Annotated in this window: 22 protein-coding genes and 1 tRNA gene; 15 read left to right on the top strand and 8 right to left on the bottom strand. The window is 50.4% G+C overall.

Annotation, left to right across the window (positions count from 1 at the left end):
* Positions 1 to 10: 10 nt before the first annotated feature.
* The 10 genes from EGT74_RS24215 to EGT74_RS24260 are packed head-to-tail and all read left to right on the top strand — an operon-like array spanning position 11 to position 8,278.
* The gene (locus EGT74_RS24215; protein ID WP_123849203.1) at positions 11 to 1,312 is read left to right on the top strand and encodes a phage tail protein; all 1,302 of its coding nucleotides are present in this window, start codon (positions 11 to 13) and stop codon (positions 1,310 to 1,312) included.
* A 51-nt stretch (positions 1,313 to 1,363) separates the two neighbouring features.
* Positions 1,364 to 3,469, top strand: coding sequence for a hypothetical protein (locus EGT74_RS24220; protein ID WP_123849204.1), 2,106 nt, complete (start codon positions 1,364 to 1,366; stop codon positions 3,467 to 3,469).
* 11 nt (positions 3,470 to 3,480) lie between these two features.
* The gene (locus tag EGT74_RS24225) at positions 3,481 to 3,720 is read left to right on the top strand and encodes a hypothetical protein (protein ID WP_123849205.1); all 240 of its coding nucleotides are present in this window, start codon (positions 3,481 to 3,483) and stop codon (positions 3,718 to 3,720) included.
* Positions 3,721 to 3,728: 8 nt separating this feature from the next.
* Positions 3,729 to 3,986, top strand: coding sequence for a hypothetical protein (locus EGT74_RS24230; RefSeq protein ID WP_123849206.1), 258 nt, complete (start codon positions 3,729 to 3,731; stop codon positions 3,984 to 3,986).
* On the top strand, positions 3,986 to 4,360 hold the full coding sequence (locus EGT74_RS24235) for a hypothetical protein (protein ID WP_123849207.1): 375 nt from the start codon (positions 3,986 to 3,988) through the stop codon (positions 4,358 to 4,360). The genes EGT74_RS24230 and EGT74_RS24235 overlap by 1 nt, the downstream gene beginning before the upstream one ends.
* A 1-nt stretch (position 4,361) precedes the next feature.
* On the top strand, positions 4,362 to 6,503 hold the full coding sequence (locus EGT74_RS26985) for a hypothetical protein (protein ID WP_158618289.1): 2,142 nt from the start codon (positions 4,362 to 4,364) through the stop codon (positions 6,501 to 6,503).
* Positions 6,500 to 6,742: a hypothetical protein gene (locus EGT74_RS24245; protein ID WP_123849208.1), complete on the top strand. Its 243-nt coding sequence runs from the start codon at positions 6,500 to 6,502 to the stop codon at positions 6,740 to 6,742. The genes EGT74_RS26985 and EGT74_RS24245 overlap by 4 nt, the downstream gene beginning before the upstream one ends.
* A complete protein-coding gene (locus tag EGT74_RS24250) occupies positions 6,739 to 7,311 on the top strand; it encodes a hypothetical protein (RefSeq protein WP_123849209.1) in 573 nt (190 codons plus the stop codon). The genes EGT74_RS24245 and EGT74_RS24250 overlap by 4 nt, the downstream gene beginning before the upstream one ends.
* The gene (locus EGT74_RS24255) at positions 7,308 to 7,709 is read left to right on the top strand and encodes a hypothetical protein (RefSeq protein ID WP_123849210.1); all 402 of its coding nucleotides are present in this window, start codon (positions 7,308 to 7,310) and stop codon (positions 7,707 to 7,709) included. The genes EGT74_RS24250 and EGT74_RS24255 overlap by 4 nt, the downstream gene beginning before the upstream one ends.
* Positions 7,706 to 8,278: a hypothetical protein gene (locus tag EGT74_RS24260; protein WP_123849211.1), complete on the top strand. Its 573-nt coding sequence runs from the start codon at positions 7,706 to 7,708 to the stop codon at positions 8,276 to 8,278. Before EGT74_RS24255 ends, EGT74_RS24260 begins: the two co-directional genes overlap by 4 nt.
* On the opposite strand, the gene EGT74_RS24265 is transcribed toward EGT74_RS24260, so the two are convergent.
* Positions 8,273 to 8,680 (bottom strand): hypothetical protein, encoded by a 408-nt coding sequence (locus EGT74_RS24265; RefSeq protein ID WP_220392963.1) that lies wholly within the window; start codon positions 8,678 to 8,680, stop codon positions 8,273 to 8,275. The genes EGT74_RS24260 and EGT74_RS24265 overlap by 6 nt on opposite strands.
* 525 nt (positions 8,681 to 9,205) lie before the next feature.
* Here EGT74_RS24265 and EGT74_RS24270 point away from each other — a divergent pair.
* Both EGT74_RS24270 and EGT74_RS24275 read left to right on the top strand, forming a co-directional pair.
* The gene (locus EGT74_RS24270; RefSeq protein ID WP_123849212.1) at positions 9,206 to 9,433 is read left to right on the top strand and encodes a hypothetical protein; all 228 of its coding nucleotides are present in this window, start codon (positions 9,206 to 9,208) and stop codon (positions 9,431 to 9,433) included.
* A gap of 46 nt (positions 9,434 to 9,479) precedes the next feature.
* Positions 9,480 to 9,689 carry a hypothetical protein gene (locus EGT74_RS24275; protein WP_123849213.1) on the top strand — a complete coding sequence of 70 codons (210 nt, stop codon included), beginning with the start codon at positions 9,480 to 9,482 and terminating at the stop codon, positions 9,687 to 9,689.
* 125 nt (positions 9,690 to 9,814) lie between these two features.
* Here EGT74_RS24275 and EGT74_RS24280 read toward each other — a convergent pair whose 3' ends face one another.
* From EGT74_RS24280 to EGT74_RS24290, 3 genes are all read right to left on the bottom strand, one after another.
* Positions 9,815 to 10,036, bottom strand: a complete 222-nt coding sequence (locus EGT74_RS24280; protein WP_123849214.1) for a helix-turn-helix transcriptional regulator — start codon at positions 10,034 to 10,036, stop codon at positions 9,815 to 9,817.
* Complete coding sequence (locus EGT74_RS24285) at positions 10,033 to 10,359, bottom strand: hypothetical protein (protein WP_123849215.1); 327 nt, start codon at positions 10,357 to 10,359, stop codon at positions 10,033 to 10,035. Before EGT74_RS24285 ends, EGT74_RS24280 begins: the two co-directional genes overlap by 4 nt.
* 73 nt (positions 10,360 to 10,432) lie before the next feature.
* Entirely contained in the window at positions 10,433 to 10,738 is a 306-nt protein-coding gene (locus EGT74_RS24290) for a hypothetical protein (protein ID WP_123849216.1), read from the bottom strand.
* A 35-nt stretch (positions 10,739 to 10,773) separates the two neighbouring features.
* Between EGT74_RS24290 and EGT74_RS24295 the strand changes: the two genes are divergently transcribed.
* Positions 10,774 to 11,019 (top strand): hypothetical protein, encoded by a 246-nt coding sequence (locus EGT74_RS24295; protein ID WP_123849217.1) that lies wholly within the window; start codon positions 10,774 to 10,776, stop codon positions 11,017 to 11,019.
* A gap of 19 nt (positions 11,020 to 11,038) precedes the next feature.
* Positions 11,039 to 11,704 carry an SOS response-associated peptidase gene (locus EGT74_RS24300; RefSeq protein ID WP_158618290.1) on the top strand — a complete coding sequence of 222 codons (666 nt, stop codon included), beginning with the start codon at positions 11,039 to 11,041 and terminating at the stop codon, positions 11,702 to 11,704.
* A 608-nt stretch (positions 11,705 to 12,312) separates the two neighbouring features.
* On the opposite strand, the gene EGT74_RS24305 is transcribed toward EGT74_RS24300, so the two are convergent.
* A complete protein-coding gene (locus EGT74_RS24305) occupies positions 12,313 to 12,681 on the bottom strand; it encodes a hypothetical protein (protein WP_123849219.1) in 369 nt (122 codons plus the stop codon).
* A gap of 265 nt (positions 12,682 to 12,946) precedes the next feature.
* Here EGT74_RS24305 and EGT74_RS24310 point away from each other — a divergent pair, with 265 nt between their 5' ends.
* Positions 12,947 to 13,174: a helix-turn-helix domain-containing protein gene (locus EGT74_RS24310; protein ID WP_123849220.1), complete on the top strand. Its 228-nt coding sequence runs from the start codon at positions 12,947 to 12,949 to the stop codon at positions 13,172 to 13,174.
* Here EGT74_RS24310 and EGT74_RS24315 read toward each other — a convergent pair.
* The 3 genes from EGT74_RS24315 to EGT74_RS24325 form a co-directional block, all read right to left on the bottom strand.
* Positions 13,171 to 14,376, bottom strand: coding sequence for a tyrosine-type recombinase/integrase (locus EGT74_RS24315; protein WP_123849221.1), 1,206 nt, complete (start codon positions 14,374 to 14,376; stop codon positions 13,171 to 13,173). The genes EGT74_RS24310 and EGT74_RS24315 overlap by 4 nt on opposite strands.
* Positions 14,377 to 14,474: 98 nt before the next feature.
* Positions 14,475 to 14,558, bottom strand: a tRNA-Leu gene (locus EGT74_RS24320).
* Between the two features lie 72 nt (positions 14,559 to 14,630).
* Complete coding sequence (locus EGT74_RS24325) at positions 14,631 to 15,443, bottom strand: 2,3,4,5-tetrahydropyridine-2,6-dicarboxylate N-succinyltransferase (RefSeq protein WP_123849222.1); 813 nt, start codon at positions 15,441 to 15,443, stop codon at positions 14,631 to 14,633.
* Between the last annotated feature and the right edge of the window lie 9 nt (positions 15,444 to 15,452).

Genomic DNA, 15,452 nt, shown 5'->3' on the forward strand with positions numbered 1-15,452 from the left:
TTGTTAACCCATGGCAATAGTACCAGGCATAATTGTGGAAACAGGGCAGGCCATCACTGTTGATCTCGAAACAGCGAGAGCTACCGAGCTTCCACCCTTTACAGACATCGCGGACGATGATATTTTCTATGGTGTCGATATTTCCGACAACATCACCAGGATTGCTACAACAGCCCAGCTAAGGGCAAAGTTTGTTGGTGATTCAACTCCGGAGGCGCCGGTAGTGAACGGGGCCGACATGGAAATTGAAGTTCCTCCTGCTTTGATTGGTCAAACTCGGATTGATATACCGGCGCTGGCTGGGAAGAGCTATTGGCTGGAGCGAATCGGCGCTACTGCATCATCCCGGCTTTGGTCAACATGGTTCGATGTGCTCTCAACAGGCGGTTTTGTGTTAAAGCGACCAGGTGATAAGTTTTACGCCAACGATAAGTTTGTTGCTCATATTTACGAGTATGAGGGTGGCAACTCGACAATTCCAGGGGGAACTGGCGGCGGATCTGGCCTGAAGGGCTTTAGATCAATTACCACGAATGCCACCGTTTTCAATATCGACATGGAGAAGCTTATCAACGTGTCGGGTGGTAGTAACAAGCTGGTGATTACCCTCGATGATGTGGCCAACATCACGGAGAACTCCACCGTGTCTTTCATTACCATGGTGAACAACGACTGGCAAACCACTATCCAGACGACGGGGGGCCAGATGATATACATTAACGGGACCTCAAAACAAAAAATATACCTCGGTGTAGGCGAGCTCATCAAGCTTGCCCGAGGTAACGACGGTTGGTATGCTATGGGATTGTTCGGTGGTTATCAGACGGTGGGGCGTCCCTTTAGCGGGTATGCTACTGAGCTGAATTCTATCGTGGCTGAGGGGCAAGAGCTGAACCGAGATTCTTACCCACGGTTATGGGAGTATGCGCAGACCATCGGAGCCAGTTTGTTGTCTGAAGAGGATTGGGTGGCGGACCCCGTTGCAAAGCGTAGCTGCTTTTCCGTTGGTAATGGGACAACCACTTTCCGCGTCCCAGACCTCCGCGGCCTTTCGCCTCGCTGGCTTGACAGAGGCCGTGGGCTGGATACAAACGGCAGGTCAATGAATGTTCCCGGTGGCTATCAGGGCGACAACGTGAAAGTACACGATCACCCGCTGGACAATAGGATTCTGACCGAAGGCGTACCGGGGCCTGTTGGGCCAGGTGGTACTACTCCTGGTTCTTCAGGAATAATAGCCAATACTGGAGCATTCGGCTCACCTGAGAATACTGTGAAGAACGTGGGCTTCCTCGGCTTGATCGGCACGTGACAGGAATACATAGCCTATTACTTTTGTAATTGTTAACCCAAATTATTTTAAATGTTTAAGAAGTTTGTAGCCCTCGTTCTTATTGCTTGCTGTGTGGCTTTGTCGAGCACCGCACAAAGCCAGTTTGTCGGGAAAACCGAAATTCCAACGTGGTTGGGTGAGGTGAAGGTGGATAGCCTGTTATGGCTTAAGACTACCGATACTGTAAACTATGCCGCATCACTTTATCCCGGCGCCATCGTATTCCGACAGCAGCCAGGGGATACCTCCCATTACCATTCGAACGGCGTAAAGTGGCAGAAGTTGGGCAAGGAGCCTGACCTCACCGCCTACATGAAGTACACAGACAGCGCCGCAATGCTGTCTCCCTACCTTAGGAAGGCGGATACGACCGGAAAATGGATACCTGCCGGCGCAACTCTCGCTAACATTTACAATTCAGACGGCACCCTTACCGGGCCTCGCACTTTAGAGGGCACTGGCAATGGGCTTTCCTTAAATAATACGCCGGTTACTATCTCCGAAAAGCTCGACGTGGGTGGCGGTTCAAACGGACGCATCCAGCTCAACAAGGGCACGACCACCGTGACCGGTTGGGCCGCGTTTTATACGCCTGGGGGTTCATTACTTGGCTGGTTGGGAAACAGCCAGACCAACATGTACTACCGTGCCCAGGGGGCAGCGATTCACGAGTTTTTCGGCCGCGCAACGGTGAATGCCGCTGATGATGGGTCGAGTACCCTACAGGTTGGTGGCACTGGCCGGTTTACTGGTACTGTGCAGGGGGCAAATGCAACGGCTGCGAACCATTTTGTAACGCGCCAGCAGGTTACGGATAGTTTAAACAATAGGCCCGCGCCGGTTCAATCAGTGAATGGTTATACGGGCAATGTGACACTTACTAAGTCAGATGTCGGATTGGCCAGCGCAGATAATACAAGCGATGCAAACAAGCCTGTAAGCACCGCACAACAGGCCGCGCTCGATCTGAAAGAGGATGTGGCCAATAAAAGCACGTCTACATCGCTGGGTGCCAGCAATACGCTTTATCCTACGCAAAACGCAGTGAAAACATATGTGGACGGCGTTGCGGCGGCACTGGCGCCTTCTTCAGGCTCTGCGAATTATATTCAGAATCAGTTCGACGCGCCGCAGAGCGGTAACGGGTGGCTTAGTGGGCAGTTTAGAGTTGGCGGCCTGCCAGGCAGTGGTTTCGTCCATCTAAATACTGCGGTGGGTGCGGCAGGATGGACGGGGTACTATTTATCTAGTGGTGTCAGGCTCGGATATATAGGCGGTGACGCGACCAACATGAATTATGTTGCTGAAAATGGTGCGAATCACGTATTTAGCGGCGGTGTAGCCGTAGGTAATTCAGGATTCCAAACACCTTTAACTTATACTGTTACTGCGGACGGTACAGATGGAGTAGCAGGGCGATTCATCCAATATAATGCCGCACAGAACCGAGGCATGAACCTTCAGTTAACTGGCGGAGCTACCCCCGGTATGGCTTTTTGGCTCACTAATAGTGGCGGTGGATGGGAAGAACGAATGAGGATAAACGGAACGGATGGGAATGTCGGCATCAACACAACGACCCCAACGGCTAAATTTGAAGTAAACCACGGCACGACCAAATACAGCGTTCCGCTTTCAGCTACCGATACAATACTTACATCTAACTTGCAGAGAGGTGGCCCCGGTAACCCATATACGCCTAATTTAAGTTTAACCAAAACTCGTTTCGTTGTCGATGCACAATTCGTGTTGGGGTCAGTTGGCGGCGGCCCTCTTTCGCAAAATTCCGTGAATGGAAATCTTAATGTTAGCGGAAACTTCCAAAGTGCGGGCGTGACTACTACAGCCGGGTTAGTAACCAATAATCGTAATACCGGTGCTGCAACCTCTGTAAGCGTGCTTACTGGCGACTATTCTATCACTATTCCCGACGCAGGCCAGGGGCCAGTTGGGGTATCGCTCCCAGGTTCTCCAATTAACGGTCGGGTATATGTGATCATCAACCAGAATAGTGCTCCCGCTTTCGTAAATGATAACCTCGGAGGCACCGTAAAAAACATGACCTCCGGCATGGCACTTACGGTACTATACTCCGGGGCGTGGTATCCGATCTCCTACACGACACTCGCACCTTAAACCTGAGCATTATGGCAAACAAAACAGTAATAAGTATAGAAAAACCTACACCCAAATGGGCGACCTGGGTTTTTCGGATTGTGTTCCTGCTCACTACGGCGGCGACGTTCATCATCGGCTCAGACCCCGGCATCCCGGCAGAGATTGCAGTACGCATTGGCGTTTATCTCAAGGCTGCCGACCTCGTGGTCTGGTCACTTTCTCGGATGGTAGGCATTCAAGAAGAAAAACCTAAATGGGGGCAAAAATGACAACCAGCATGGATATAAAGAACATCAGGCTTAACATCATCCAGGTGGCGGTTGTCGTGGTACAGACCGTTGCTGTTGTGATGTACGTTGGCCGGCAATCAGGGAAGATCGACAGCGTGAACGAATCTACCGCAAGAATTGAGCGCAACCAGGAGCGGGAAGCCGCTGATAACAAAATATGGAAGGCTAAGATTGAAGCCGATCTGGCTGACCTGAAAGTGCGAACGGCTCTTTTAGAAGCGAGAATCAATACAATGGTAAAGTAATGGCGACAATCAATAATTACATCCGGAGCGAGCTCAACATCGTCGATCAACGTGGCGCGTCCTGGGTTCCATTCACGTTCACTTGCAACAATGAAAACGGGAATCTGATCGACTGGAGTACCGCCCAGGAGATACGGGCCGATGTGATGAATTCAATCGGAACCATAGTTGCATCGTTCACCGCAGGTGATGGCCTGACAATAAAGGAAGGAGTCCCAACTGAGCTGGTGATGGAGAAGCCCGCCAACCGAAAGGACTTGCCGCCCGGAGTTTATCATTGGGACCTGCTGGTCCAGTTCACCAATGAAGTTGCTCAATGCCCAGTGGGCGGGAGCTACGTGGTAAAAGATCGTGTCACAATAAAAACCGTTTAACATGAGCCAGATTGTAGGCTTGGAGGTCAGAATCGGCGGGAAGGATGGGAAATCCGCCTTCGACATCTGGAAGGAAGCCGGGAATGCCGGCACGGAAGCCGATTTCCTGCTTTCGATAAAGGGCGCCAAAGGTGATAATGGAGCGCAGGGGCAGCAGGGAGCTCAGGGGCCGCAAGGTCCTGTCGGTCCAAAGGGCGACCCAGGCGATACAGGCGCGGCCGGCACACAAGGCCCAAAGGGCGATCAAGGAGATCCAGGGATAGTTGATACTACCCAATTTTACACCAAAACCCAGGTATACTCGCAGCAGGAGATTGATAGTATCGTAGCGGGTCTGCAGTCACAGCTATCAGCGCTGCAGAACGCCCAATTGGAAGTAGACGCCGGCGGGAACCTGGTGGTGACCCTACCGACAAATTCCGTGAATTTGAGCGCATCGACCGTTAGGGGGCTGGTCAATGTGTGGCTTTGGCAGCTGATCACGGGACCGCAGCCTCCAGGTGGTGAAATCGGATTTGATGGCGGTGTATTCGTGCCAAATCCTGATCGGACATTCGTCGTTACGCCCAACGGCGCCGGTGATCTTGTTTTGAACGGGAGTAACTATCTGCCGGGCGACCTCCTGCTGATCAATCAAAATGTCAGATCGATAGACTTTAACGGAGTAGTTGGAAACGTTGACGGCAGCGACCTTCCGATAGTGTTGCGAAATGCGCATGGCACCTCTGTTACGGTGGGGAATCCGGCATTCGATAACACCGGGGGCGCCCCTCCATTTGCCATCCGGCTACGCAACAGCCGGGGAATACTGATTGCCGGCACTCATCCTGCCGACTTTGTTATCAATGGCTCCGAGGTCGAAACGGTACCATCTGGCGGAAGCGAGCCGATTCGGGCGGTATACCGTAATGTGTCAGTGGAAGATTTTTCCGAAAAAATTCAAATTAGCTACACCACGATTCGTAAGGGCGGAACCGGAGTTGTGGCGAAAACTGAACCCAAAATAGACGATCCGCAAACGTGGTTCCCTAATCGGGAGCTTTCACGCTTCATTCTTTCCAACAACGTTATCGATGGCACCTATAGCGAAGGCGCATATATCGGCCACTCGTCTGCTTTTCACAACCCCATCACCAATGCACCATCAGGAGATACAACCTATGGCGCTGCACCAGGTGGTGACTTCAAAACGCCCATCATGTGGAACGGCGTCAAGGTCTGCTATAATGTAGTTCGCAATACCGGCAGGGATGGTATCCAGATAGCGGCATCAAAAAACATCGAAGTTGCCAGCAATGAGGTAACAAACTGGGCAACAGTTGTGCATGTTGCACGGGAGGCCCACATGGGAGGCATTCTAATTGGCGGCCGCTGTGAGCTATCGAATGTCCATGACAATATGATTCACGACGCGTGGGGTGAGATGTTCCAGTTTTTCGGCACAGGGCCGGGCCATATTTTCAAAAACAACCTGTGCTACAATATCGATGCCTCGGCCATACGCGGCGATCTTATCACCCTGGCCGGTCGAAAAGGGTATGTAGGCTCCGAATACAACCCGGCGCAGATCACTTTTGAGGGCAACACAGTTTCTCGATGCAAAAACCTGGGCTCGCTGGTCAGGGTGAACGGCTATTACAATAAGACGGCCGAGAATGGCGCCAATCCTACGCAGCAAGTACCGGACCCACAGAATCCGGGCGAAATGATTACGGTGCCCCTGCCGATGGTCATCATGAAGAAAAACATTCTGATGGCCATCCATAACGATAGCGGCACGGGCGATAACTACGTACCATACTATGTTTACACAGAAAACCCACAGGATTATGGGTACGAGAACATAGTCACCTTCCCGCTGGCCGGCGCCGATGCAAATACAACCTTCCGCACGGAAGCGCTGGCCGACGTGGACAAAACGAACTTCTATCTGCCTAATTCCGGCTCAGTCACCCAGGGCTTCAGAAAGTTGCAACCGTTGGGGCCGGTTGAGCTTGCCGATGGCATCCAGATTGCAAACCCGAGCCAGCCTACAACACAGGTAAGCAACCTGATCGAGGGGGAATATGTCTTCCGGGTAACGGGAACCAACGTGGCCGGCGTGAGTGTATCCGACACAGTAACCGTAAACGTTCAACCATGAGACCCTACGAAGTAAAAGACCGTGCAATTAAAAGCCTGGCTTACCGCGAGAAAATAACCGAAGAGCAGGCCGCACAGATCATCGATGGGCTGCTTTCCGGCAAGCGTAAAATCGTCATCCGCGGGACACAATCTGCGACCGTGTTGTCGCTCGATGGCCACCCGCAGCTGACGAAGGAAACATTTTCTGAACAGATGCGGCGTATTGCCGCGCATAAAGCAAAAAACAAATATAGATGAGATGGATAATCTTTTTGCTGGTGCTGTTCGCCAGCTGTAAAACATCAGAACAGATCGCCGCAGAAAAAGCTGCCAAACAGGAGCGACAACGCCGCGAGCAGGCCGCCAAGGATGAACGAGCCAGGCAGGAGCGCCTGCAGCTGCTCAAGGATATGCGCAAGGCCTTCCCCTGCGACACTCCGAGTGTCAAGGAGGACACTGTTTATCTCCCCGGAGCACCTGATACAGCTTATGCACCCGGTCGAACCGATACTGTACGCATCACCCGTACATTAACAGTTCGTGATCGTGGTGACCTGCAGGCTATGAAGGACAGCATGGATGCAGCCAGGTACCAGATAGAACTCCGCGATCAGCACATCCAGGACGCGAAAGAGGATTATGCCGATTTGCGCCATGCTCATGCAAAAGAGGTGCAGCGGGCCGATAAGGAAGAGGCACAGAAAAAGAAATGGCGCACCCGATGTTGGGCTGGCGGTGGCACGATCATCGGCGCCATTGTGCTGTGGCTTCTGCTGGCCGGGAAGCTATCGTTCGTAACTGGAATTTTTAAACGTCTTTTCGGATGAAGTTTTTAACTCAAACAAAGTTTTATGACCCAACAGCTGGCGTTAGGGGCAATTGCATGATGGCATGCTATGCCAGCTTTTTCGATCTCGAATTATCCCAAGTCCCAGCTATCGAGGAACTGTTCGATGATGAAAGCGTTTCCTGGTATGAGCGGCTTGTGAATTGGCTGAATTCATTGGGATATGATGAGGAACGCAATCATTTTAAGCAAGGAAGGCCGGTAGACCCTGCTGAATCTGGCTACAAGGATTATTACTTCGCAGTCGGGCCAGCGTCGCGCGGAGTGCATCATATGGTCATCTATCGGCATGGCAAACTGGTCCATGACCCACACCCGAGCAGGGAGGGACTGTTGCAGGTGGATGGTTTTATCACGCTTAAAAAGTTGACTCAATGACCAACAAAGAAATGTTCCTTATCTGCAAGGTTAGCAATCCCGACCAGGTTGACGCGGTAATTCAAAAGATCGAGGCAGGTAAACCCCGGTACCAGTTCGTTGCCCAGATCACCGGTGTGCCCTGGTTTTTTATATCGGTTGTTCACCAGCTGGAATCCGGCGGCAAATTCACCACGCACCTGCACAACGGCGACCCGCTCACTGCGCGTACCAAGAAGCATCCCGCCGGCCGGCCGCTCAACGGAGAACCGCCGTTTACATGGGAAGAAAGTGCAGTGGATGCGCTCACCCTCATGGGTTACGCCCGGAAAGAGGCCAAACCGGGCGAAAAGAAGACCGAAAGCCTCACGTGGGGTATTACTTCCATACTCGACCGGCTGGAGCGGTATAACGGGCTCGGATATCGTAAGGTGGGCATTCCTTCGCCGTACTTATGGTCGGGAAGCCAGCATTACGAAAAAGGGAAGTTCGTGGCCGACGGTGAATATAATCCCAATGCGGTAAGCAAGCAGATCGGCGCCGCGGTTATTCTGGTGAGGATGATGGATAGAGGATTGATTCAGTTATAATACGAGATCTACGGCTATATCTTTTAGGCGCTTTCTGATGTCCTTAATAACCATTGTTTCCTGTGTGGCTTTGTCGTACATCGCAATTAAATAGACTACGGAATCAATAACATGTATTTTAGCAATTATCCTTGCAGCGCCAGACTTGCCAGAATTTTTGCCCGTAATCTGCATGCGAATCTTATAGCAATCCATGCCCAAGGCAGCTTCCACACATGAAAGCGGGTCACTTTCTAGTATTGTGTTGAGATTAGAAATGTCGGAGGCGATAGAGGGATATTTTTTTGCCAGTTTTTTGATATCTCGCTTACAGACATCAGTTACAATAACCTCATAACTCTTTAAGGAATTCTGAGAGGGACTGGCCTTTTCTTCGTCCTGCGTGGATTTCTTTTGCTTCATGCAGACTGCGCATTATTTTATTGACTTGTCTTTTTGCTTTTAGCTTCAAGATGCAACGTTGAAACCAACCCACATTTTTTGGGCGAAGAGGGGCCGGGGATTCAGTAGTTGCTTGGTAACGCCTGTTGCTAATTTCGAGTGTTGTTGCCATGATTTTGTTCTTTAAAACGTGAACTAACGTGGGCACTTATTGGAAGGCATCATTCAGTCGCGCTATTGATTCTCAGGTATAAGATGCTGTTTTAGGACTTATTGGTAGTGCAAATTCCAAACCAATTGCTACGAAATTAGCAATAGCCAAATTATTAGCAAATTAAAATTTACAAGTGGTAATTTAAAAACTGCACAAATAATTGATAATCATATGAGATGTTAAAATTGAAATTCCAATGTTGTACGAAAATAGTACGAATGTTGTACTGAATCAGTACTAAAACGGCCCAAATCTGGTCAGATAATTTGATTAAAATATTTTGTTTTAATCAAACATAGCTGTATCTTTGTTGCAACAAAACAAACAAGCACATGAAAAAGAACAGCAAAGAGTTTGAAGAATTGAGAGCGCAATTTGAGCATGATCTTGTTAAAGGCGAAAATATGCCCTATGTAGGCGCTCAACCTGAACGCGAGCCGCGGGACAGCCACTACTATTACACCAATGGCCAGATTAACGACCTGTTTATTGTTTACATGGCCGGTTATCAAAACGCAAAGTGCCTGGCTAGGATTGGGGATTTAAACCTTAACGAATAAAATTGTCACCGGGCCGGGTGACTCCGGCCCGTAATCAAACAATACGATGACCAAATCGGAACAGAATAAACGTGGCGGCGCCCGCGTCGGGGCGGGTAATAAAAAAGGCTCTACTCGCGTAACGGTTAAAAGAATTCAGAAGCCGCTTACTATCTTGCCCGACATTTATGAAGCATTCTATGCCCGATACGGCCGCGGGTGGTCCCGCCGAGTGGAGGAATTAATGAAAGAAGAGATGGCGAAAACCGGCCCATAATACTTTACAGTGCTACGGGTTCCCGTAAATACAATCCTTGTAATGTGAGTACCTTCGCCTTACATAATATTTTTGTTTCAAGTAACATTTTTGGGCCGGGGTATTTACCCCGGCTTTTTTTCGGTTTAATCGGCCGGTGCCATATTAATATCGAGATAGAATTTCAATGCGCTGCAGATGCGCACCAGCGTGTTGATTTCAAAGTTACTTTTCCCGAGTTCGATATCGGCGATTGTCGCCTGGCGAAGGCTGGCCAGGTTCGCTAAATCCGCCTGTGAATACCCGCGGTGCTCGCGGGCCTGTTTGATCATCTGGCCGATGTGATGAAGGTGTGAAGGTGTGCTCATTGTTCTAGGTATATTGGTTCCTGAAAAGATTCAATTTCGAAATCGGCCAGGATGTCGGCCACTGTGTTATAGTTCTTGTCCATGCCTGTTTCGTCGATAACCCACTCCATATCAATCATCTGGGCATCTTGTTTGCGGGCGGTCGAGGTTACGAATGACAACACCCTCGCATTGTGCCGTAAGTAGTTGTTCCTGCCGTTGCAGCGGTGGTCTGATACCCGGATGATCAGTTCGTCTCCATCTGAATCAACACACTTAATGTACTGAGTTCGACGGCCTTCAGCCTGTTTAAGAAGTGAATTGATCGTTTCAGAAAGTGTCATAACATTTGGTTTACAACACAAATATAATACGTTATAACGTATTGGCATAATATTTTTTGCTAGAAGCGCGATCCTACTTCGGGTTGGTCAACTCGTTAATATCCGGCGGCAATATCCCCTTCAGTTTCAGGAAGTAGGACAGTTGTATAAGGACCTCCGAGGATGAGGAGTATTCGTCCTCTCGGCCGTAGTGGAAAAGGACATCCATCTGATGCGCGTCAATCCGTGGGTTGGCTGCGGGAATGACCCGAACGAAGATTGCGGGAATCCCGCCACAGAAAAAGTACATGCCTTCGGCTTCGCCATCCAGCGGTTCGCAGCGCCAGAATTCCGGCATGTGATGCAGGCCCCTGGTTTGTTTCATTGGATTTTCTTCCATCGTTTTTTTTTGTTAAATTATGGAAAATACGCGTTATGGGGAGTATAACTGAAATGTTCAATATTACCGTCGATGGGTACGAGTACCGGGTGACCGAGATTGTGGACGATCTCTCCAGCACCTTCGCCGTGGAGATTGAGGGTGACCCGGTTGTTTTCAAAGTGGACGAAGAAAGCATCTCCCTGCAGGCGGTGGACCATGAATACGGGATTGATCACCACCTGGACCGGCTGTATGCCCAGATCGCCAGCGCCATCGAGGATTACCTGGAATCTCTGTAATTTACCAAAAAAAACCACCATGTGCGGCCGATATATCCTCGAATCTGAACGTCCCGTTCACATTACACTCAAAGAAAAGGACTTTCTCCCGGAGACCTTCCAGGGCGACCTGTTCAACAGCTATAACATAGCACCCACCCAGACCGTGCCGGTGATGCGGGAGCTGAAGAACCTGGAGTTCATGCACTGGTGGCTGATTCCTGGTTATGAAAAGGAATTCAAAGCAGGGAAGTTCACCCTATTCAATAAGAAGAGCGAGGAGCTGGAGAAACCCTACTGGAAGAAGCTCGTCGCCAGCCAGCGGGTAGTGATTCCCATGGGCGGGTTTTATGAGTGGAAAAAATTGACCCCTAAAGATAAGACCCCCTACCTTATTAAACCCTCCGAAGACGGTATGTTCTGGGTGGCCGGCCTGTACGACAACTGGGTGAACCGGGAGACCGGCGAGGTGAAGCGCTCCTTCACAATGCTGACCATGGCGCCCAACGAATTCATGGCCGAAGTTCACAACCGCATGCCGGTGTTTCTGGACCCGCAGGCCGAGGATGTTGCCGCCTGGCTGGCCGGAGCCCCGCCTGAAGAGATCCTGAAACCCTTCCCATCCGATCGAATGACGAAGTACGAGGTCGGCCCAGCTGTAGGAAATTCCCGCAATAATTACAAAGAGCTGACCAACCCTGTATAGCCACTTTCTTGCTAATTGCTAAAAATATTAGTAATTTACGGTGGTGCTAACGGAGATAAAATTCAAAGCGACCTTCGGCCATGAGGTCTGCGATGTTGATATCAGTGAACCGCTTGGGGCCGGCGGCGGGTTCCACATTATGGTCAATAATCGGTATTGGGGCCAAGTGGTACGGTTTAATGGGCAGGGATATTCAGTTTGCTGGTCGACGCCCGACTGGTGGCTGTCAAAGATTGACAAGAGCATCATTCTGGAACTCATTACAATGAACAAAGAAAATGTAAAGCATTATCGCGGCGGCTTCCCTTCGTTCGAAGTTGGATCCATATACCAGGACTCCCTTTCGCCGGTCATGTTTATGCGTGTCGTCCCGAGGCGGGAGGGGGTGGGCCTTATCAGCTGCCTCGAGAACGAAGCCCATGCCTGGCCCGTGCCTATGTGGGCCATAGATCCCAAGCGGCTTAAATACATTGGATGCGACGAGGAACTGCAGAGGAAGTGCAGCGCGCTTATGCAGATATGGGACTGCATACACTACGGCCGGCCGATACATGCAGAGCACCAATCCCTTGAGCGATTGTGCCGTAAAATGATCGCGGATTTTGAAATTATGTGAGAAGCAGGATAGCCAAGCAGGCCCCGCACCCAAGGCACAGCGCCGCCATAACAGCAAGCAATACTATACCCTGCCGATATTGACGGAACATGGCTTCTTCCTGCTTATCCTGTACCTGCTTCCATACCTCCTGCCAACGGGCGTAAGTGGGCCGCAGGATAAGTAACCTGCGCATGTCACAGTCCTGGTAGATCACCTCCAGGTCTTTCAGCTTTTTCTCGAGGTGCGGGGTTTTCATTGCCTCTTCAATGAACTGTTGCTCTTCGAGGGCCAGACGCTTGCCGGCGAGGCTCTTAAGGAAAAGGGTGCGGAGCTCATCTTCATCGTGGTGGGAATACATAAGCTTGATTTTTGGGTTCATCCGCACAAAAAAAGAGGCGCGGAACTCAACTTGCCGCCGGGAGGCTGTCGAAGGCCTGGTGCAGACAAGAGAGCCCACGCCGAAACGTGAGCTTTCTCCTTCTTAACACCGCACCATCTGAAGTTTCGACATTTCCCGGGCGTGTTTCAAAAGAAGCAGCTACTAATATTTTTAGGCTGCAAAAGTAATCGAATATAGCTAAATTTTCAATCGACCGCACGCATGCGGTCAATATATTTGCCGACTTTCTCCAATTTGGGGCGGCATGGACGAAATTCGAGACGACAAATTCTTAAAGGCGCTGGGGAAGAGGGTGAGAGCCCTCCGCCATGCAACCGGTATGTCCGATCGTGATTTCGCCAACACCGCCGGCATCGCCGCCTCCCAGGTCAACCGCATCGACAAAGGAGAGCTCGACGTGAAAATCTGTACCCTCCGGGCCATTGCGCAGGCGCTGGATATTCCTCTCTCTGAATTGTTCCGTGGACTTTAAATCTCCCGGCTGTTTTCCACCGCCTTTCTGTTTATCACGCAGCCCAAGTCGCGCAAATACTGCATGGTTTGCTCCAAAGACGCATGCCTGAATAATTGCATAATTGCATATGGGTCTACACCTGCATTGGCTAAGTGTATGCCGCGGGTGTGCTTCCAGTTATAGAGCTTTTTGCTTTCATCGATTTTCAGTTTCTCCCGGTATGGCCGGTATTTCGTAGCATAGTGGTTGCTGCTCGCCGGCACTGGGCCCGGTCGGTCACCCTTTCCGAAAACATACCATTCGAGTGGTAATTTGTCCAATTTCTGCGCTAAAAAAAACCGCTTCAATATCGGGTCAAGAGGCACGTAGTCTTCTCTTCGGGCTTTGGTCCCCTCCGGACACAGGAGCAGCAAATCTCTGTCAAACAGGATATTCTTTATCTTGAAGGCTCGCATTTCTTCCTTGCTGCGCACTGCAGCATAATAACAGGTCATGATAATCCCCTCCATGTAGACATCGTTAGCGGACCGGACAAGGGCAAGCATGTCATTGAGCTCCTGGTCGGTATATGTCGATGGCTTATTCTCCACGACTTCCCGCTGATCGGCACCTTTGATCGGGTTTTCTGGTATTATCCTCCCGTTCTTTTTTTCAGCGAGCCAGTTCAGGATCGTTTCGGTATACAGCAAGTAATTGTTGTAAGTCTTATTCTCCCAGTTGTTTTTTGTTGCTTCGTCCTTCAGAATAGTTAGAAGTTGTACTGCAGTAATGTTTGCAGCTGGCACCAGCAGCATGCCGTTTTCATTCAGCCAGGATTTAATAAAGTTTGCAGTCGTTGTATATGCGCTCATTGTGGATTTCGATTTTCCCTGCTCCTTTTTTTCGGCTAGGAAGAGATTTACACCCTGAACCATGGTGAATCGGCTACGGTCGCCTGCAGCCTCAGCTGCGGCCTGCTTACTTGTTTCTTCTACCCATAAGTTAAGTTTCTCCTCTTCATCATAGGGGCTATATCCGTTCTGCAACGAAAGATTAACGGCATCGCGGAGATTTTTGGCGTAGTTTACTTTTTCCTCACCCTTAAACAGGTTGATGTCTTCGTACACCTTAAACCGTTCAAACTTGCCGGTGAATGGGTGTATGAACGAGTAAAACACATACCATTTTTTTACGCTGAGGTCGAGCGTTTCGGGGTAAATTTTTGCGGGGCGATATTGCATGTCCAGAAATTTATGTTTTCGACCCGTGGCCCCATTGTGGCCCCGGGCTGGCCCTAAATAACGAAAACCCGCTCTAGGAGCGGGTTCTGTTTTTTGAGTGCCCAGAACTGGATTCGAACCAGCACACCGTTGCCGGCGCTGCGACCTGAACACAGTGCGTCTACCAATTTCGCCATCTGGGCATCCCGTTCAGGGAGTGCAAAGGTAAGGAGTTTTCAATTATTTCCAAATTCCGCACCCAAAAAATTTTAAAATTATACGGCAATATTGAACTCACGCAGTGTGTCGTTCAGGCTGGTTTTCAAGTCTGTAGAGGCTTTGCGCTGACCGATGATCAAAGCGCAGGATACCTGGTATTCGCCTGCCGGGAATTTTTTCGTGTAAGTGCCGGGGATCACCACGCTGCGGGCCGGTACGCGGCCTTTGTATTCGATCGGCTCGGGACCGCTCACGTCGATGATTTTGGTGCTCTGGGTTAGTACCACGTTAGCGCCCAGTACCGCTTCTTTTTCCACATGTACGCCTTCCACCACAATGCAGCGGGAACCTACGAACACGCCGTCTTCGATGATCACGGGGCTGGCCTGCAGGGGCTCCAGTACGCCGCCGATGCCCACACCGCCGCTCAGGTGCACGTGTTTGCCGATCTGTGCGCAGGAACCAACGGTGGCCCAGGTGTCCACCATGGTGCCCTCGTCTACATAAGCGCCGATATTCACATAAGAAGGCATCAGGATGGCGCCTCTGGCGATGAATGCGCCGTAACGGGCCACAGCATGCGGTACCACGCGTACGCCCAGCTCTTTATAGTTGGTTTTGAGCTTCATTTTATCGTGGAACTCGAAGGGAGGCAGTTCCATGGTTTCCATCGGCTGTATGGAAAAATACATCAGGATGGCCTGTTTTACCCATTCGTTCACCTTCCAGCCGTCGGCTGTCGGCTCCGCCACACGTAATTTACCCTTATCTACGGCTTCTATAACGGCTTTCACGGCATCGGAATACTGTGATTGCTGTAACAGGCTGCGGTCGTTCCACGCAGCCTGGATTTGTTGCTGTACATCCATTGCGAAAAT

The organism is Chitinophaga lutea (assembly GCF_003813775.1).
Classification (GTDB): domain Bacteria; phylum Bacteroidota; class Bacteroidia; order Chitinophagales; family Chitinophagaceae; genus Chitinophaga; species Chitinophaga lutea.